General features: G+C 39.0%; 25 protein-coding genes. All 25 read left to right on the top strand.

The genetic code is table 11. The features are described 5' to 3' along the window. Window positions 1–37 precede the first annotated feature (37 nt). The 25 genes from efp (at window position 38) to recN (ending at window position 18,629) form a co-directional block, all read left to right on the top strand. Window positions 38–595: an elongation factor P gene (gene efp / locus Gferi_RS00350; RefSeq protein WP_069973719.1), complete on the top strand. Its 558-nt coding sequence runs from the start codon at window positions 38–40 to the stop codon at window positions 593–595. A gap of 43 nt (window positions 596–638) precedes the next feature. Then, on the top strand, window positions 639–1,082 hold the full coding sequence (locus Gferi_RS00345) for a CD1247 N-terminal domain-containing protein (protein ID WP_069973718.1): 444 nt from the start codon (window positions 639–641) through the stop codon (window positions 1,080–1,082). Between the two features lie 115 nt (window positions 1,083–1,197). Continuing rightward, entirely contained in the window at window positions 1,198–2,241 is a 1,044-nt protein-coding gene (gene spoIIIAA, locus Gferi_RS00340) for a stage III sporulation protein AA (RefSeq protein WP_069973717.1), read from the top strand. Continuing rightward, on the top strand, window positions 2,222–2,752 hold the full coding sequence (gene spoIIIAB, locus Gferi_RS00335) for a stage III sporulation protein SpoIIIAB (RefSeq protein ID WP_169832945.1): 531 nt from the start codon (window positions 2,222–2,224) through the stop codon (window positions 2,750–2,752). Before spoIIIAA ends, spoIIIAB begins: the two co-directional genes overlap by 20 nt. Window positions 2,753–2,791: 39 nt before the next feature. Further along, a complete protein-coding gene (gene spoIIIAC, locus Gferi_RS00330; RefSeq protein ID WP_069973715.1) occupies window positions 2,792–2,995 on the top strand; it encodes a stage III sporulation protein AC in 204 nt (67 codons plus the stop codon). Between the two features lie 22 nt (window positions 2,996–3,017). After that, the gene (spoIIIAD, locus tag Gferi_RS00325; protein ID WP_069973714.1) at window positions 3,018–3,404 is read left to right on the top strand and encodes a stage III sporulation protein AD; all 387 of its coding nucleotides are present in this window, start codon (window positions 3,018–3,020) and stop codon (window positions 3,402–3,404) included. Window positions 3,405–3,418: 14 nt separating this feature from the next. Continuing rightward, the gene (spoIIIAE, locus tag Gferi_RS00320; protein ID WP_236932674.1) at window positions 3,419–4,597 is read left to right on the top strand and encodes a stage III sporulation protein AE; all 1,179 of its coding nucleotides are present in this window, start codon (window positions 3,419–3,421) and stop codon (window positions 4,595–4,597) included. Window positions 4,598–4,606: 9 nt separating this feature from the next. Continuing rightward, a complete protein-coding gene (spoIIIAF, locus tag Gferi_RS00315; protein ID WP_083273285.1) occupies window positions 4,607–5,239 on the top strand; it encodes a stage III sporulation protein AF in 633 nt (210 codons plus the stop codon). An 18-nt stretch (window positions 5,240–5,257) separates the two neighbouring features. Next, a complete protein-coding gene (locus Gferi_RS00310) occupies window positions 5,258–5,854 on the top strand; it encodes a hypothetical protein (RefSeq protein WP_069973712.1) in 597 nt (198 codons plus the stop codon). A 12-nt stretch (window positions 5,855–5,866) separates the two neighbouring features. After that, window positions 5,867–6,571: a SpoIIIAH-like family protein gene (locus Gferi_RS00305; RefSeq protein WP_069973711.1), complete on the top strand. Its 705-nt coding sequence runs from the start codon at window positions 5,867–5,869 to the stop codon at window positions 6,569–6,571. Window positions 6,572–6,648: 77 nt separating this feature from the next. Further along, on the top strand, window positions 6,649–7,041 hold the full coding sequence (locus Gferi_RS00300) for an Asp23/Gls24 family envelope stress response protein (protein WP_069973710.1): 393 nt from the start codon (window positions 6,649–6,651) through the stop codon (window positions 7,039–7,041). A 69-nt stretch (window positions 7,042–7,110) separates the two neighbouring features. Continuing rightward, window positions 7,111–7,647, top strand: a complete 537-nt coding sequence (gene amaP / locus Gferi_RS00295; RefSeq protein WP_069973709.1) for an alkaline shock response membrane anchor protein AmaP — start codon at window positions 7,111–7,113, stop codon at window positions 7,645–7,647. A 14-nt stretch (window positions 7,648–7,661) separates the two neighbouring features. Next, window positions 7,662–7,892, top strand: a complete 231-nt coding sequence (locus Gferi_RS00290) for a DUF2273 domain-containing protein (protein ID WP_236932673.1) — start codon at window positions 7,662–7,664, stop codon at window positions 7,890–7,892. Window positions 7,893–7,968: 76 nt separating this feature from the next. Next, on the top strand, window positions 7,969–8,370 hold the full coding sequence (gene nusB, locus Gferi_RS00285; RefSeq protein ID WP_069973707.1) for a transcription antitermination factor NusB: 402 nt from the start codon (window positions 7,969–7,971) through the stop codon (window positions 8,368–8,370). Beyond that, window positions 8,370–9,329, top strand: coding sequence for a tRNA (adenosine(37)-N6)-threonylcarbamoyltransferase complex transferase subunit TsaD (locus tag Gferi_RS00280; protein ID WP_083273283.1), 960 nt, complete (start codon window positions 8,370–8,372; stop codon window positions 9,327–9,329). Before nusB ends, Gferi_RS00280 begins: the two co-directional genes overlap by 1 nt. A gap of 20 nt (window positions 9,330–9,349) precedes the next feature. Continuing rightward, on the top strand, window positions 9,350–10,585 hold the full coding sequence (gene xseA / locus Gferi_RS00275; protein ID WP_069973705.1) for an exodeoxyribonuclease VII large subunit: 1,236 nt from the start codon (window positions 9,350–9,352) through the stop codon (window positions 10,583–10,585). Then, a complete protein-coding gene (gene xseB / locus Gferi_RS00270; protein ID WP_069973704.1) occupies window positions 10,569–10,811 on the top strand; it encodes an exodeoxyribonuclease VII small subunit in 243 nt (80 codons plus the stop codon). The genes xseA and xseB overlap by 17 nt, the downstream gene beginning before the upstream one ends. Before the next feature lie 13 nt (window positions 10,812–10,824). After that, window positions 10,825–11,715 carry a polyprenyl synthetase family protein gene (locus Gferi_RS00265; RefSeq protein WP_069973703.1) on the top strand — a complete coding sequence of 297 codons (891 nt, stop codon included), beginning with the start codon at window positions 10,825–10,827 and terminating at the stop codon, window positions 11,713–11,715. Between the two features lie 16 nt (window positions 11,716–11,731). Further along, window positions 11,732–12,175 (top strand): divergent PAP2 family protein, encoded by a 444-nt coding sequence (locus Gferi_RS00260; RefSeq protein WP_069973702.1) that lies wholly within the window; start codon window positions 11,732–11,734, stop codon window positions 12,173–12,175. Window positions 12,176–12,287: 112 nt separating this feature from the next. After that, window positions 12,288–12,605: a hypothetical protein gene (locus Gferi_RS27370; protein WP_069973701.1), complete on the top strand. Its 318-nt coding sequence runs from the start codon at window positions 12,288–12,290 to the stop codon at window positions 12,603–12,605. A gap of 322 nt (window positions 12,606–12,927) precedes the next feature. Beyond that, complete coding sequence (locus Gferi_RS00250; RefSeq protein WP_207645785.1) at window positions 12,928–13,554, top strand: hypothetical protein; 627 nt, start codon at window positions 12,928–12,930, stop codon at window positions 13,552–13,554. A 5-nt stretch (window positions 13,555–13,559) separates the two neighbouring features. Continuing rightward, on the top strand, window positions 13,560–15,440 hold the full coding sequence (gene dxs, locus Gferi_RS00245; RefSeq protein ID WP_207645824.1) for a 1-deoxy-D-xylulose-5-phosphate synthase: 1,881 nt from the start codon (window positions 13,560–13,562) through the stop codon (window positions 15,438–15,440). A gap of 11 nt (window positions 15,441–15,451) precedes the next feature. Further along, window positions 15,452–16,261: a TlyA family RNA methyltransferase gene (locus Gferi_RS00240; protein ID WP_069973699.1), complete on the top strand. Its 810-nt coding sequence runs from the start codon at window positions 15,452–15,454 to the stop codon at window positions 16,259–16,261. Window positions 16,262–16,441: 180 nt separating this feature from the next. Then, window positions 16,442–16,891, top strand: a complete 450-nt coding sequence (locus Gferi_RS00235; protein ID WP_069973698.1) for an arginine repressor — start codon at window positions 16,442–16,444, stop codon at window positions 16,889–16,891. Between the two features lie 16 nt (window positions 16,892–16,907). Beyond that, window positions 16,908–18,629 (top strand): DNA repair protein RecN, encoded by a 1,722-nt coding sequence (recN, locus tag Gferi_RS00230; protein WP_069973697.1) that lies wholly within the window; start codon window positions 16,908–16,910, stop codon window positions 18,627–18,629. Window positions 18,630–18,680 lie beyond the last annotated feature (51 nt).

Genomic DNA, 18,680 nt, shown 5'->3' with positions numbered 1-18,680 from the left:
TAAATATATTCAATTATAAGCATATGGAGGGATATACATGATTTCAGCTTCAGATTTTAGAAAAGGTGTTACATTTGAAATAAATGGCGAACCCTTTGTTGTGGTTGATTTCCAACACGTAAAGCCTGGTAAAGGAGCTGCTTTCGTAAGAACAAAGTACAAAAGCGTAACAACTGGATCTATTCGTGAGGAAGCTTTTAACCCAAATGACAAATTCCCAAAGGCCCATATCGAAACGAAGGGAATGCAGTATCTCTACAATGATGGAGATTTGTACTATTTTATGGACAACGAAACATTTGAACAAATTCCATTAACAAAAGAGCAAGTGGAAGACGCGATCATTTATTTAAGAGAAAATGATACTGCCACGGTAAAATTCTTCAAAGGTAAGGCATTTCAGGTAGATCCACCAAACTTCGTAGAACTGCTGGTAACCTATACAGAGCCAGGAGTAAAAGGAGATACAGCTACGAATGTAACGAAGCCTGCAACAGTAGAAACTGGTGCTATCATCCATGTTCCCATCTTCATTAATGAAGGGGATAGAATAAAAATAGACACCAGAACTGGTGATTATTTATCAAGAGCTTAGGTAATACTAATAAAGTATATTTAATACAAAGGAGGGTTTCGTAATGAATTATCTGTATGAGAGAGTAGCCTATTTAAGAGGTCTGGCAGAAGGTATGGAAGTAAGCGATGAGTCAAAAGAGGGTAAGCTTCTATTAAATATCATTGATATTTTGGAAGATTTTGCAGACGCTATCGATGAGCTCAAAGAAGAGGTTACAGATCTAGATGAATATGTTGAAACCTTAGACGAAGATTTGGCCGATGTTGAGGATGAAGTGTTTGGTGAATTAGAAGATGACGAAGATGATGAAGAGGACGAGGACATCGATTTTGTTGAAGTAGAGTGTCCAAATTGTCATGAAGTAATTTACCTGGATGAAGATTTAATATATGATGAAGAAGATAGCGAAGTGATTTGTCCTAGCTGTCATGAAAAAATCCATATAGAAGAATGCGATGAGCATGACCATAGTCACGGCTGTTGCGGACATCATCATCACGAATAGTAAGTTTCTTAGATAACCTGATACCCATGTATCAGGTTTTTTATTTTTTGTCCTCAAATTTTAAGCATATTATTGGGTTTTCCAAAATATTAATGTTATAAAGGAGGGACAGGTTATGAACCAATCTAAAGATAAAAACTTTGTAAACAGAAAAGAAAGCAAACAACTCCGCAAAGAGATATTGGATATTCTGCCCATTCGTTTGCGGGGAATTTTTGAGCAGTTTCCACCAGAATATGTTGAGTCAGTTGAAGAGATTCGGCTTCGCGGAGAAAGACCATTGTGTGTCTCCATGCGAAATCGTGATTATTATATCGATGATAACGGCGTACTTTTGTCTCAGCCTGCCAGTGCCTATCAGGTAAAAAAGGAGGATATCGAAAAGGCCTTTCATTTACTGACAGATTACTCCGTATATGCGCTGGAAGAAGAAATCAGAAATGGCTTCATTACGATTAAAGGCGGGCACCGTGTAGGGCTCAGTGGTAGAGTAGTGCTAAATGGCCCAAGTATCAAAACCATGAAGGAAATATCCGGTTTGAATATACGTATCTCCAATCAAAAGCTGGGGGTTTCTGATCCAATTATGGGACATCTGATTCAGGGACCTTATCAGATTTATCATACTTTGATCGTTTCACCTCCCCAATGTGGAAAAACCACTTTGTTGAGAGATATTATCCGAAATATCAGCAATGGGATGGAAGTCTTTGATTTTAAGGGATTGAAGGTAGGCGTAGTAGATGAACGTTCAGAGATCTGCGCCACTTATCAAGGTATCCCCCAAAATGACGTGGGGATTCGCACCGATATATTGGATGCCTGTCCGAAGGCAGAGGGGATCATGATGCTGATTCGTTCTATGTCTCCTCAAGTCATCGCTACCGATGAAGTAGGTAAGCGTGAGGATGTCCATGCAGTGGAGGAAGCCCTTCATGCGGGGATAAAGCTTTTAACTACGGTACATGGCAGCAGTTTAGAAGAAATAAGAAAACGTCCATACTTAAAGAATATTTTAGAAATGGGTGTCTTTGAAAGAATCATTTTGCTTTCAAATCTACCCAAAGTAGGTACGGTGCAGTCCATACTAGATGGCAGCAGCCAAGAGCCTATATTTAGATATGCAACCGCAAGGGGGCGTGAATACAGTGTTGGTTAAGGTGCTTTTCTCACTATTTATTCTTTTTTCAACTTCCTTGATTGGATATATATATGCATTCCGTTATAATCACCGCGTACAGCAGCTGCGCCATATTCTCCATGGGCTGCAGCTATTGGAAACTGAAGTTCTCTACTCCTCTAATTCACTGCCTGAAGCAATGAAACGGGTAGGAGAGAGAAGTCACTCCAGTATTGCAAATATTTTTTTAGATACGGCGGAGTGTCTCTTTAGCAGAAAAGGCATTAGTCTGGAAGACGCATGGGGTAGGGCAGTAGAAGGTCTGGGCGCCTATAGTTCCCTCCAGAAAATCGACCAAGAAGTTTTGATCGATTTCGGAAAGCTATTGGGCACATCAGATAAAGAAAACCAGAAAAAAAACTTTCATATCGTTACTTTAGAACTGCAAAAGCAGCAAAAAATTGCTGAAGAAGAACGAAGCAAAAACGAAAAAATGTGTAAGAGTCTAGGCATCCTGGCAGGGTTGGCCATTGTGATTGTTTTTATTTAAATAAAATATAGAATTAACATCATTTAAGGGGGATTGTCAATGAATGTCAATGTAGATTTAATATTTAAAATTGCTGCTGTGGGGATATTAGTTGCTGTGCTGAATCTGGTTCTGACACGCTCCGGCAGGGAGGAGCAAGCGATGATGACTACCTTGGCCGGTTTGGTTGTTGTCCTGTTAATGGTGATTAACCTGATTAGCAATTTGTTTAATACTGTAAAGACCATGTTTCAGCTTTACTAATACATAAAAGGTGTGGTACGTTATGGAGATATTTAAAATTGTAGGCATCGGTTTGGTCGCCACCATACTGGCAATTCTTTTAAAACAACAAAAACCAGAGATTGCGGTGCAGATCAGCATCGCTACAGGAGTAATCATATTTATTTTCATTGCAACACGATTAACAGTTGTGCTGGAAGTATTAAATATGGTTGCAGGTAAGATTGATATTGATTTAGTTTATATCACCACGATATTTAAGATCGTTGGGATTGCATATGTTTCAGAATTCGGCGCCCAGGTTTGCAGAGACGCAGGAGAGGGCGCCATAGCATCCAAAATCGAATTTGCTGGCAAGATTCTCATTATGGTGCTGGCCATCCCGATTCTGGTAGCACTGCTGAATTTGATCGTAAGATTAATGCCATAGGGATGTGATAAAAAGTGAAACGCCTGACATTGATTCTTATATTCTTTTTTTTGATGAGTACCAGCGCTTACGGGATGACGCAAGATACTGGAAATCTCATTACTGATGATATGATCTTAAGCCAGCTTCAAAATATGAATACAGATGATCTGGAAAAGATTATTAATCAGATCAACGGAGACACGGAGAACTATCTCCCCAAGATTGATTTAAAAGAGGGTGTCCGTGGACTGATTCGAGGGGAAAGTAACTTAACTCTGAGAGATACTATGAATGGCCTATTTAGGTATTTGTTCAAGGAAATTGTGGCGAACTCTATGCTGTTGATCAGGCTCATTGTTTTGGCAATCATCTGTGCTTTTCTAAACAATCTTTCTGATGCCTTTGAGAGCAATGCTGTTGGAAAACTGGCCTACATCGTGTGTTATCTCGTGATTATTGCTATTGCCATACAGAGTTTTTCTATCGCTACGGCTGTGGGAATTGCAGTAATCAACGATATGGTCATGTTTATGCAAGCCTTGCTGCCCCTGCTATTAACCCTGTTAATGGCTATGGGAGGGATTACTTCATCGGCTATGTTTCAGCCGATTATCATTGCAGCAGTGGGTACAATCAGTACACTGATGAAGGATATTATTATGCCAATTATATTTTTTTCTGCCATATTATCCATTGTGAATAATCTTTCTTCCAAAATTCATGTTTCTAAGCTGGCATCCTTATTAAAGCAAGCCTGTGTGGTTTTATTAGGATTTACACTGACGGTTTTTATCGGCATTATTACGATTCAAGGAGTTGCTGCTTCTACTACCGATGGGGTAACCATTCGAACAGCTAAGTTCGCAGTAGATCGATTTATCCCTGTAGTAGGTGGTTTTATCTCTGAAGCTGTGGATGCCATTATCGGCTGTTCACTCCTTCTAAAAAATGCGATTGGAGCCCTTGGCTTATTTTCATTGGCATTTATCGTAATCATGCCCCTTTTAAAAATCTTTTCTCTAATTGTGATCTATAAGATTGCAGCAGCAATTATAGAACCGATTACAGATAGCCAATTGGTTAGCTGTTTAAATGATATGAGCAGTTCCTTGGTACTCATTTTTGCCACCGTACTTTCAGTCGCAGTCATGTTTTTTATGGCAGTCACTGTAATCGTTGGGGCAGGCAATCTAACACTGATGATGAGGTAGGTGAGCTTTATGATGGCATTTTTAAGAACCTGGGTTTTAAATATTGTAACGGTAATCATTTTTATTACCTTTTTAGAAATACTTCTGCCCAATAGCGACATGAAAAAATATATCAAAATGATTGTAGGGCTCTTAGTTATGCTTGTAGTATTAAATCCTCTGTTGGAGTTAGCAACAGGAAAAGTTAACCTAGAGGAAGAAATATTTAAAACCTCTGCAATGATGGACCAAAAAAACTTGGCCTATGATTTAGAACGGTTGGAGGGAGAGCAGGATCAGCAGCTTGTTGTACTTTACAAATCAAAGATTGAAAACCACTTGCGTACAAAAATAGAACGAGAAAATAAACTTAAAGTAGTTGCACTGGACTTAGACATCGTAGAAGAGAAATCCCATAAAGATTTTGGCAAGCTGAAGAATATCCATTTATCAGTATCTGCATTGGAAAAGCCACCGGAGTCTTCAGCGGCTATTCTGCCAGTATCTAAAATATATATTGAGGTAGCCAAGGGAGGGGAGAAGGCGAAGGCTGCTGCAACTATCGATGATGGTTTATCAGAAAAGTTAAAATCAGAGCTTGCTTCGCTGTATGAAATCAGCCCGCATGCGATTACGATAGAACAGATGGAACCTAAAAATTAGGAGAAAGGTTGGAGAATAATGAAGATCAACGAAAAATTTAATGAACTGCTTCAAAAAATGGGGCATAAAAAAATGATATATAATTTAGTTGCCATTGTGATTATCTGTATTATTGCACTAATTACCTGGGATACCTTTTTTCCAGGTAAGCTTGAAGGAAGTTTGGCCGGAAATGCTGTAAAGCAAGAACAAGGTGGTGAAAATTTCCCTGTAGAAAGTTATAGAGATAGTTTAGAAACACAGCTAAAAAATATATTGAGTCAAATTAAAGGTGTCGGTCAAGTGGAGGTTATGGTAACTTACGAAAGCAGTGTAGAAGTGGTTCCTGCTTCTAATACCACTAGGTCTCAGCAACAAACCCAGGAAAAGGATGCACAAGGAGGCACGAGAACAACAACCCAAGAGGAGTTAACCCAAAACATTGTAACCAATAGCAGTACGGGTAATTCAGGACTCCTGGTGATTAAAGAAATCAAGCCACAAATCCGGGGAGTAGTGGTAGTGGCTGAAGGTGCTGGAGATGTCATGGTAAAAACAGAGCTTGTAGATGCTGTGAAAACCATCTTTCAAATACCAGCCCATAAAGTAATGGTATATGAAAAAAAAATTGATTAGGGGGGAGCTTTCATGTTCAAAATAAAAAGAAGAAACGCTTTAATTGGTTCTTTGGTTTTGGTGTTATGTTTTATCAGTTATTTAAACTATGCCATTAATAAATACTCTTTATTGGAGACTTCTTCGGAGTTTGAGCGATACGAGGTCAATAAACTGGCTGAAATCGACTTAGAAGAAGTCATGAGTGGAGATGCAGCAGTTGAAGAAACTACGAATGGAGAAATGGTTTTTCCCGTATTAGATCAGGAAAAAAGCAGTGAAGACAATATGGCTGTAGTTGACAGCTCGGGTAATGCAGTTAATGAAGTGATTCAGGAAACTGCCGCCACGATCCAAGGAAATATTACTCAACAGAAGAATATTAAACGAGCCAATTATTTTATTGAAGCCCGTTTAAATACCAGTATTGAAAGAGAAAAAATGATCTCTCTATTAAATGAAATCATCAATAATCAAATGTCCGACGAAACCAATCGTAAAACAGCTGGTGATGCAAAGATGAAGCTGATCGATACGATGAATAAGGAAAAAATCATCGAAAATCTTATCAAGGCAAAAGGTTTTGAAGATGCGTTAGTGTTCATTACCGATAATTCTGTGAATGTAATCGTAGAAATTGAAAAATTAACAGATTCTGACATGGCAAAAATATTGGATATCGTATTGCGTGAGACCAATGTTCCCTTTGACAATATCAAAGTGCTAAATAAATTTTAGATAGGTTTGTAAATGAAAATAGATTTTGGTATAATATTCTTTAGAGATTGCTTACATATTAGCAGGGGGTGTCATTGTTGGATAATCATTTAGATAGTCCAGATTATGGTCAAATAAAAATTGCAGATGAGGTTGTTGGGATTATTGCCGGTCTTGCTGCTACAGAAGTACCTGGTGTTGCCGGAATGAGCGGTGGCTTAGCTGGTGGAATTGCTGAGATCCTCGGTAGAAAAAATCTTTCTAAGGGTGTAAAGGTAGAGGTTGGAGAGCGAGAAGCTGCTGTAGACTTGTTCATCATTGTTGAATATGGCGCAAAAATACCGGATGTATCTTGGCAAATTCAAGAGAGTGTAAAAAAAGCAATTGAAACAATGACTGGATTGAAGGTTGTTGAAGTAAATATTCACATCCAGGGTGTCAACATTGACAAAGATAATAAAGAAGAAGAGTTTCCTCATAGAGTAAAATAACCATCATCAAAGTAACCCTCTGAAACCTCAGGGGGTTACTTTCAATGTTTAAGGAGAGGAGAACAAAAGATGAAATTATTGGATCGAATTATTCTTACATTGTACAGCTTTTCCATTGGGATACTTTCCCTCTTGTTACTGGTTGTACCCTTCCATACCGGGTCTTATGAGTGGACAAGGGTGTTGTTGGAAAACTTAAGACACAACTGGCAGAATATCCTATTTCCACTATTTTTCTTAGGTGTCAGTATCTGGTTCTTAATCTCTGGCCTGCGCTACAATCGCTCTAAACAGCATGCGGTTATAAGGCATACAGCCTTTGGGGAAGTAAAGATTACCCTGAATACCTTGGAAGGTATGGCTCAAAAATCCGCAAAAAGTGTTCCCGGCCTTCGGGAAATCAAAGCATCCGTTCAACAAGTAGCAGAAGGGGTCATTATTCAAATTGAGAGCCTTGCCATTAGTGACACCAATATCCCGGAAGCAACGGTTAAAGTACAGCAATCTATCAAGGAGTATATTGAAGAGTTTACCGGTATTACGGTTCAAGAAGTTAAGGTGACCATTCAGGATATCTCGACCATCAATAAAGGAAGAGTAGAATAGATGCGAGGAGGATCATGATGAATAGAGAACAGATCCTTGAAGTTTTTTTAAAGCATTATGGAAAAATCATTGGTATCACTTTAGGTTTGTTGATCAGTATCTTGATCCTAACCATAGGGTTTATAAAGACTATTTTTATTTCACTATGTGTATATATCGGATATTTTTTCGGCAGCAAAATAGATAAAAAAGAGAATATATGGGAGTTGCTGGATAGAATCCTTCCACCAGGCTCTTTGAAATAGAATCACATACATCTTTGCATTTTAGACAAAATATCTTTAAAGGGTTTTACAGACAGTGAATTTTAGGAGGATAAGCATGAGTAGAAAATTAGCACGAGAAACAGCCATGAAGCTGATCTATCAAATGGAAATTCAGCGTGATATTTCAAAGGAAGCTATCGAAAGGGCAATTGAAGAATATCCGGATGAACCCAAAGATCACGAATACATACGGGATGTACTTTATAAATATTTGCAACATCAGCAAGAGGTTGATGAAGTTATTGGGCGTCATGCAAAGGATTGGAAAATCGACAGGATTGCAAAGGTGGATTTGTCCATCATACGTTTAGCGGTAGTTGAAATTCTTTATAGAGAAGATATTCCCCATAGTGTTTCGATCAATGAAGCCGTGGAAATGGCCAAAAACTATAGTACTGATGAATCAGGGAGCTTTGTGAATGGCGTTCTAGGGAATATTGTCGGGACTAGGGAATAATGTTGGAAGGCTGCGTTCTAGGAATTGATACCAGCAACTATACGACTTCCGTTGCAATCGTGGATTTTGATGGTTCGCTAATTTACCAAAATCGTATCCTTTTAGATGTAAAGATGGGAGAAAGGGGATTGAGACAATCAGATGCCCTTTTTCAACATGTAAAGAATATGCCCTTGCTGTTAAAGGCATTAGACAGCAGCTACAGGGCCAATCCAATAAAAGCAGTTGCTGTGAGCAGCAAACCAAGACCCTTGGAGGACTCGTATATGCCTGTTTTTCTCGCAGGTATCTCTTTTGGTGAAACTATTGCCAACCTCCTTGGGATAAACTGCTATACTGCCAGCCATCAGGAAAATCACCTGGAAGCTGCTCTTTGGTCACTTCAGAAGACTTTTGACAAGCCTTTCCTCGCTGTACATATTTCAGGAGGAACTACAGAAATATTGCAGGTATTCCCTCATCCATTGGGTTACAATACAACGATCATAGGGGGAACTGCAGATATTAGTGCAGGACAGTTGGTTGACCGGGTGGGTGTTGCCATGGGTTTACCTTTTCCAGCAGGCAAACATTTGGATGCTGCAGCTTTGCAAGAGAAGCATCCACCCTTAGAACTGCCTGTTTCTGTAAAAGATGGCTGGATCAATTTTTCGGGAGTTGAAACTAAGGTTTTACGTATGCTCGGAGGACATCCGGAAGCTTACGGATCTATTGCAAAGGCGTTGCTTTTGTGTATAGCTAAATCCTTGGACAAGGCTATACTTTACGGTTGTAAGCAGCATAATATACAGAATGTACTGCTGATGGGCGGTGTAGCCTCGAGTCAAGTGGTTAGAACCGCTTTAAGCAAACAGCAAAAACAAGACCATGTTCAATATTATTTTGGCAAGCAGGAGTTTTGTACCGATCATGCAGTAGGTACTGCCCTTCTGGGTTTAAAAAAATATTTGGCTTCATAATTAGAAAAGGAGGTAGCACCATGCGTCTAAGAACCCTTACTGTATCAGAGCTCAATCGCTATTTAAAAAAACTGTTAACGATGGACCCGATTCTCAACCAAATCTACCTCCGAGGTGAAATTTCCAATTTTAAAAATCACGGCAGTGGTCATTTCTATTTTTCTCTTAAGGATGAGACAAGTAAAATTAACTGTGTTATGTTTCGTGAAAATTGCATGAAAATAAAATTCGAACCTTACAACGGCCTAAATGTTATTGTAAAGGGATATGTCTCTCTGTTTGAACGTGATGGCCAATACCAGCTCTACATAAATGAAATGGAACCAGAAGGTATTGGTGCATTATATGTTGCCTTTGAGCAGCTTAAAGAAAAGCTTGAGAGGGAAGGACTTTTTCAGATTGAACATAAGAAAAAAATCCCCGTTTTTCCTAGAAGGATTGCTGTAGTTACATCTCCTACCGGTGCCGCTATACAGGATATTTTATCTGTTGTAAAACGTAGAAATTCCTTTGTGGACATTCTGCTTTATCCAGTGCTGGTCCAAGGAGAAGGTGCTGGTAATCAAATCGCAGCGGCCATACAGCATTTAAATCAAATAGCTGGAATTGATGCCATCATTGCAGGAAGGGGGGGAGGCTCCATCGAAGAGCTTTGGGCTTTTAATGAAGAGATTGTAGCAAGAAGCATCTTTTCATCTCAGATTCCTGTTATTTCGGCAGTAGGCCATGAAACAGATTTTACCATCGCCGACTTTGTTGCAGATTTAAGGGCCCCTACACCCTCTGCGGCAGCGGAGCTGGCAGTTCCCAATCTCATAGAAGTAAAAAGTAAAATGGATATGCTTCACAGCCGGATCCGTAAAAACCTGCAATACGTATTGTATGAAAAGAGAAGTAAACTGCAATCCTTTGACCCAGATCGAATCCACCAGCTTGTGACAAGGAGTATCCATGATCGGCATCAGCTGGTGGATTCACTATATCAAGACATCAATCTTCATGCAAAAAATTATCAGCATGAAAAAAGGCTGACTTTAGAAGCTGCAGCCTACAAGCTGGAAGCCTTAAACCCCTTAGCCACACTCCGCCGCGGTTATGCTGTTACAATGGATCTGCAAAAACATAAAGCATTAACTTCTATAGAGGAGATCCACAAAGGGGACAATATAAATATTATGTTAAGCGATGGTTGTATCGCATGTACTGTAGATAATATCGTAAAGGGGGAAGGTTTGCTTGATGGATACAAACTTTAAAAATAGTGAAAGCGATAACTTTGAAACATCTATCCTTCGATTAGAAGAAATTGTTTCTGCTTTAGAGAGTGGGAAATTGCCTTTGGCAGAAACCCTAAAGCTCTATGAGGAGGCAATTCTCATTTATAAGAATTGTAATCAACTATTGGATGATGCCGAGCAAAAGATCAGTATGTTGGCCAAGGCAGATGATGGCGACTTTATTCTAAAGGAGCTAGCAGAGTAGAAGGGGGATTGACATGGAATTTCAGGCAATATTAAAGAAAAAACAACAAATCATTGACGAAGCCTTAGACAGATATCTGCCAAAAGAGAAAGCTCTTCAAAACAAAGTTTTTGATGCGATGCGATATAGTGTTTTCGCAGGAGGTAAAAGACTTCGCCCTATTTTAATGATGGCAGCTTGTGAATTTGTCAATGAAGAAGAGGAGAAAATCCTTCCATTTGCCTGCGGGATAGAAATGATTCATACCTATTCTCTGATTCACGATGACTTGCCTGCAATGGATAATGATGATTATCGCAGAGGCAAACTAACCAATCATAAAGTTTATGGTGAAGGCATGGCTGTTTTAGCCGGTGACGGATTGTTGAATTATGCCTATGAATTAATGATGCAGTCTATCTTAGATCATCCTCATCAATGTCGAAATGCCACTGCAGCCATGTATGAAATTGCAAAAGCAGCCGGCGTATATGGCATGATTGGTGGTCAAGTAGTAGATTTAAACAGCGAGAACACGCAGGTTGATAGTGATACACTAGATTTTATTCATAACTGTAAAACTGGGGCATTATTTATTGCTGCCATTAGGGCAGGAGCTATTTTTTCCGGTGCTGACCCAGAAACATTAAAAAGTTTGACAAGCTATGCCGAAAATATAGGTTTAGGCTTTCAAATAACTGACGATATTTTAGATATTATCGGTGATGAAAAGAAACTTGGCAAAAAGGTTGGAAGCGATCAGGAAAATCAAAAAGCCACATATCCATCAATACATGGTTTAGACTACTCTGTCGAGAGGGTAAACAGACTATTCCAACAAGGTCTTGCTGCAATTGAACACTATGGAGAAAAAGCCCAATTTTTCACGGATATGGCGCATTACCTCGTAAAGCGTGAATATTGATTTAGGAGGAAAAGAAGTGACTTTTTATCAAGAAATTGGAAAAAATGATGTTTTAAATGTAACGATACTATCCTGGTTTATCGCACAAACCTTAAAGGTAATCTTTACACTGATTAAGGAAAAAAGATTGAATTTATATAGATTTGTAGGCTCTGGCGGAATGCCCAGTTCCCATTCTTCGCTGGTCATGGGTTTATCTACTGCAGTAGGTTTGAAGAGCGGATGGCATTCATTGGAATATGCCATTGCTATATCTTTTGCACTGATCGTCATGTACGATGCGTCCGGTGTAAGACGGGCTGTAGGCAAACAGGCAATCATTTTGAATAAGATGATTGAAGACCGTCATCACCATAAACCCATCGGAGACCAACGTCTAAAAGAGCTGATTGGGCACACTCCTTTTGAGGTATTTGCAGGGGCTATTTTAGGTATTTTTATTGCCAACCTGATGATTTGAAATATTAGTGGCAATATGTTATAATGAAATTTGTTTTCATGGGTGGTGCAGTATTCTAGTCAGTGCTACCGGTTCTGAAGGCGGGGCTAAAAATCCGTCGAAGGGCACATCGATGAAGTTCCTGGTACCGGCTGCTGACGCCCAGTCGGGGGTCGGTGCTGGGAGTAAGGAACAGGGGGCGATCCACAATGGCATGTGGGCGATGACCCTCTCTCCGTGGAGACCTATAAGCCAATTGAATTGTGCTTGTAGGATAAACCTGCAGTGCGGTTCGGTATCATTGGGAGCTGCATGCAGCGTAGCCTGCCTTGAGTGGGATATGGTGGATAATAGGTTTCAGGTATGGATGCTGATGGGGCCCACGGCAATCATATTACTGCTATTCGAAACCTATGCTGCAAAAGAGGCTAAGGCCCGGTGTGACTGTTGAGGAAATCTCCTAGACTGTTCTATTTGAGGCATACTGAGGATTACAGTGCGGACTAAGTGGCAATCTAGTCTTACCTTTGGCGACAGGGTAAAAACGGAATTGAAGGGAAACCGCTGATTTGGCGACAGACCAGTAGCCGTTTGGGAAAGCCAACTAGACCTAAGCCGCAAGATTTACTCAGTGGGCTGCCACCCATTTAAAAATCATACAGATATATTTGGCTGATGGTTTCTCCATCAGCTATTCTATAGTCTTATAGCCATGTGATTTTTTTCATATTTTACCACTTATTTCCCATAATATAATGAGGTGTATTAATTATATGGAAAGTGATTCGAAAAAAGATATCATTAAAAAAAGAAAAATGCAAAAAGGAAAGAAAAGATTATCCAGTACAAAATGGGTAATACTCATAACTATATGGACCTTTTTTTTAGGTACCAGTATGAGTTTTATTTCGGAAACGCTCCTTCGCAACACAGATCTGACAATTGCATTTTTAGTTTTGGTTTTTATTATTTTTGTTGGTATCATTTTTGATTTGATCGGAATCGCAGTAGCTTCTTCCCGGGAGAAACCTTTTCATTCCATGGCCTCTAACAAGCTTATCGGTGCAAATTATGCTGTAAAGCTCGTTCGAAATGCAGGACCTGTATCTAATTTTTGTAATGATGTTATAGGTGATATCTGCGGAATCATTAGTGGCGCTGCTGCAGCAATCATTATTCTTCAAATCCGCAGCCTATATCAGATCAATTTACCTTCCTTGAGTATCCTATTAAGCGGTTTTGTAGCTTCTCTGACTGTAGGCGGAAAAGCAATCGGAAAAGAGATTGCTTTGAAGAAGTCTAAAGAGATCGTACTGTTCGTAGGAGTGATTCTGCATCATCTCCATAAGTATTTAGGTTTCAATCTGTTTCATCGTAAAAACAGTAGGAAAGCGAGATGAGTCCATTGAATAATTACCTTTCAAATATTTCTTCATTATCAGACTTAAAAGCTTTAAATGATCAGGAATTACATCAATTAACCGATGAAATCCGTTCCTTTTTAATAGAAAATATCTCAAAGACCGGCGGTCATCTAGCATCCAATCTAGGAATTGTTGAAATGACACTGGCCCTTCATAGTGTTTTTGATAGCCCTAAGGATAGAATGATTTGGGATGTGGGACACCAATCCTATGTACATAAAATACTAACAGGACGAAAGCATTTATTTCATACCTTGCGAAAGTATAAGGGATTAAGCGGCTTTCCCAAGCGGTCGGAAAGTGAACACGATATTATAGATACCGGACATAGCAGTACCTCTATCTCAGCAGGATACGGTATGGCTAGGGCCAGAGATTTAAAAGGTGAAGACTATTCTGTTATTTCCATAATCGGTGATGGTGCACTGACTGGTGGAATGGCCTTTGAGGCGCTCAATCATGCAGGGCATTCCAATACGAACTTTATTGTGGTACTAAATGATAATGAGATGTCTATTTCCCAAAACGTAGGAGGTCTTTCCAGCTATCTAAACAGGCTGCGTACAGATCCTGCCTATTTCAAGATGAAAGGCGATGTTGAAAATATCCTAACAAAAATTCCTGCCATTGGAAAAGCTGTATTTAAAACCGCAGAGAAGGCAAAGGATAGTATTAAATACTTCCTCGTTCCAGGCATTCTTTTTGAAGAACTGGGTTTCACATATCTTGGTCCTGTAGATGGTCATAATATCAAGGAACTAAAGTTGGTATTCAAGCGGGCTAAGAACATCAAGGGTCCTGTATTAATCCATGTATTGACCAAAAAGGGGAAAGGATATACTTTTGCAGAAAAAAATCCCGATAAATTTCATGGTGTGTCCCCCTTTGATATTCATACGGGCAACACGATTTCAGCCGAAAGCAGCCGCCCAAGTTATTCGTCCGTTTTCGGCAAAACATTGGTACAGCTTGCAGCAAAAGATTCACAGTTGGTGGCGATCACAGCGGCTATGCCTTCCGGCACTGGACTCAATGAATTTGCTGCAAAGTATCCCTCCCGCTTTTTTGATGTAGGAATTGCAGAACAACATGCGGTTACCTTTGCAGCCGGTATGGCCTTAAATGGAATGAAACCTTTTTTTCCTGTTTATTCAACTTTTTTGCAGCGGGCTTATGATCAGATTGTCCATGATGTCTGCCTGCAGAATTTACCGGTAGTTTTTTGCATCGACCGCAGCGGTCTGGTAGGAAATGATGGTGAAACTCATCATGGAGTTTTTGACATCTCTTTTTTAGCCCATATACCTAACATAACTTTGATGGCACCGAAGGATGGCCGGGAGTTTGAAGAAATGCTCAGTTTTGCAGCATCTCATAACGGACCCATCGCCATCCGGTATCCGCGGGGCGAAAGCGATGATTTTTCTGAGGTGAGTACAAATTATTCCATAGATCAAATGAAAGCCGAAGTACTAATGCAGGGGAAAGATCTCTGTATTATCGCCATCGGCAATATGGTTCGTACGGCTTTCGAAGCTGCACACAAACTTCAGTCAAAGGGTATTTCCTGTAAAGTAATTAATGCACGTATGATTAAGCCATTAGATGAAGATACGCTCTTGCAGGAATGTATGGGAATGGATCATATTATAACCATCGAAGACCATGTTACTACGGGAGGTTTTGGATCTTTGGTGCTGGACTTATTTAATCGTAAACAATCTCTTCAAGGGAAGAAAATTAAAAGTATAGGTTTTCCGGAAACATTCATCGAGCATGGGGATGTGGAAGAACTAATGGCCCAATATGGATTAAATGTAGAAGGACTAACTGGCTCTATTAGAGAACTGTTAGACAAATAGGAGTTGTTTTTATGGCAGAAAAGGAAAGAATTGATGTTTTGTTAGTAGAAAAAGGGTTTTTCGATAGCCGTGAAAAAGCAAGATCGTCCATCATGGCGGGCCTTGTTTTTGTAAATCAACAGCGGATAGATAAATCTGGTACAAAAATAAATAAAGACAGCATCATCACAGTTAAAGGAAATGCTATTCCTTATGTTAGCAGAGGCGGCCTCAAGCTGGAAAAAGCAATCAAAAGCTTCCAACTTGATTTACAAGGTAAAACTGCTATGGACATCGGCGCTTCCACAGGGGGTTTCACTGACTGTATGTTGAAAAATGGAGCTAAAAAGGTTTATGCAATAGATGTCGGCTATGGGCAGCTTGCATGGGAATTACGGCAGGATGAACGAGTTGTATCTATGGAGAGAACCAATATCCGGCATGTTTCAAAAGATGCGTTTCAGGAAAATATTGATTTTGCATCCATTGATGTATCCTTTATTTCCTTAAAGCTGGTTCTTCCAGTAGTAAAGGAACTGATTCAAAAAGAAGGAGAAATTGTATGCCTGATCAAGCCCCAGTTTGAAGCAGGACGAGAAAAAGTGGGTAAAAAGGGCGTTGTAAAAGACAAGAACGTTCATCTAGAGGTGATACGAGAGATATTGAGTTTTGCAATAAACCTAGGTCTGTACTTTAAAGGAATCTCCTTTTCACCTATAAAAGGGCCAGAGGGAAACATCGAGTATCTAGCGTATTTATCGAACCAAGCTTCTGATGAAAAGCAGCAGATGCCGGAGGAGGATATTCAGAGAATTGTAGAACAAGCCCATCAGTCGTTGTAAAATATTTATCTTTACAAGATAAATATTTTATGTTCTATATAAAAAATTTTATCCGTCTTAAAGGATTCGATAGAAATATGTAGAATAGTGTAATAAATATTAGCTTTACAGGATCTTCTCTTCTATATAGTTCTAATTAGACTGTTTTAGAGGAAAGTAAAATCGGTTAGGAGGTTTTTTATGAAATATTCCAGGCATGCCAAAATATTAGAGATTATCGAAAACAATGAAATCGAAACGCAAGAGGAATTGGCTGAGTTTCTAAAAAAAGGCGGTATTAACGTTACCCAGGCGACAGTATCAAGAGATATTAAAGAATTGCGTTTGATCAAAGTATTGGCCAAAAACGGGCGATATAAATATGCTTCTATGAAGCAACAGGAAAGCGCTATCTCTGACAGATTGGTCAAAATATTTAAAGATTCTATATTATCTATTGATTATGCAGGAAATATCGTTGTGTTAAAGACGCTATCCGGCGCTGCAAATGCTGCCTGTGCTGCCATTGATGCCCTTGATGTTAAAGAGTTGGTCGGAACAATCGCCGGAGATGATACCATTTTCATTTTAGCTAGAGATGAAAATATGGTTGGAGAACTAGTAGAAAAATTTAAGAAATTAATGAGATAAGGCTGGAGGTTTTGGAATGCTCTTAGAGTTGGCTATACAAAATTTTGCATTAATAGACAAACTTACGGTCCGCTTTAATGAAGGTTTAAATATTTTAACCGGTGAAACGGGTGCAGGTAAATCCATTATTATTGATGCAGTGAATATGGCTATCGGGGAAAGAGCTGACAAAAACTATATTCGTACAGGTACGGATAAAGCAACGATTCAAATCCTATTTCAAAGTACCAACCCGGAGTTGAAGTCGCTGCTTTCCGACCAGGATATTGATCTGGAGGATGATCATACACTGATTTTAACACGAGAAATCTACAGCAGCGGCAGAAGCGTCTGCAGGATAAATGACCGGGCCGTAACCCTGTCTACTCTCAAAGAAGTCAGTAAGTATCTCATCGATATTCATGGTCAACATGAACATCAATCCTTGCTCTACCCAGAAAATCATATTGAAATATTAGATTCTTTTGGTGAACAGGACACAATGACTTTGAGAAAGCGCATTGATGAGAAATATCATGCTTTAAAAGGACTCAAAGAAAAACTTTCTAGCTTATTTGGCAATAGCTTGGAACGAGAACGTAAAGTAGATTTGCTTTCCTTCCAAATAAATGAAATTGATCAAGCACAGCTGAAAAAGGATGAAATAGAACAGTTGGCTGTAGAACAACAGTTGTTGTCCAACAGTGAAAAAATATATCATGTGATGGCAAAAGCCTACGAGATTCTCTATAATGGAACAGAAATTTATCCATCGGTATTGGATGGCGTCGGTAATATCGTCGGTGAAATGGATCACTATAAAGATTTGGATAAAAATATAGCAGACATATTTTCAGTATTGCAGGAATGTCAGTATAAGATGGAGGATGTATCAAGAGATATTCGAAACTATCGTGATCATATTGATTTTAATCCTCAAGCCTTGGAACAAATAGAAAAAAGGCTGGATCAGATTAATAATTTAAAGCGAAAATACGGCAAAGATATTGAAGAAATCCTCGCTTACCGCCAGTCAATTTATGATGAGCTAGAAGATATCAAGAATAGTGAGACGATTATTGCTGAATTAAATGAACAAATCCAAACTTTACAAGATGAGCTTTTGAATTTATCTCTTTTATTGCGTAAGAGTAGAAAAGAAATAGCGTCAAAATTAGAAAAGAGGATCACAGAAGAACTCATTAGCCTAAATATGGAAAAAGCTGCTTTTCGTATTCATTTTATCGAAAGTGTGGATAGGCATGGAAATGTTCATTTTACTTCAAAAGGAATTGATCGTGTAGAATTTATGATTTCCACCAATGCTGGAGAACCGCTCAAGCCGCTTTCAAAAATAGCGTCTGGCGGTGAAATGTCCAGAATTATGCTGGCATTAAAAGCTATTTTAGCAAAAAATGATAATATACCGACTCTTATATTTGATGAAATAGATACAGGAATCAGTGGTCGTACTGCAAATATCGTTGGTGAAAAGCTGGCTAACATTTCACAAACCCATCAAATCCTCTGTATTACTCACCTTCCTCAGATTGCACGGATGGCCGATACACATTTTTATATCGAAAAAGTCTCTACAGATGAAAAGACACTTACAAATCTTCGTCATTTGCAGAAAAAAGAGCGTATAACAGAATTGGGAAGATTATTAGGTGGTGCAGCAATTACAGATTTAACGCTGAAGCATGCAAAGGAAATGTTGAATTCTAGTACTGATTATAAAAAATCAATTTCATCCTAAAAATAAGTTTGTACACATACAAACTTATTTTTTATTTTTTGTGTTTTCTTA

It is taken from the genome of Geosporobacter ferrireducens (genome assembly GCF_001750685.1).
GTDB classification, from domain to species: domain Bacteria; phylum Bacillota; class Clostridia; order Peptostreptococcales; family Thermotaleaceae; genus Geosporobacter; species Geosporobacter ferrireducens.
This window is presented reverse-complemented; position numbering and strand designations above follow the sequence as displayed.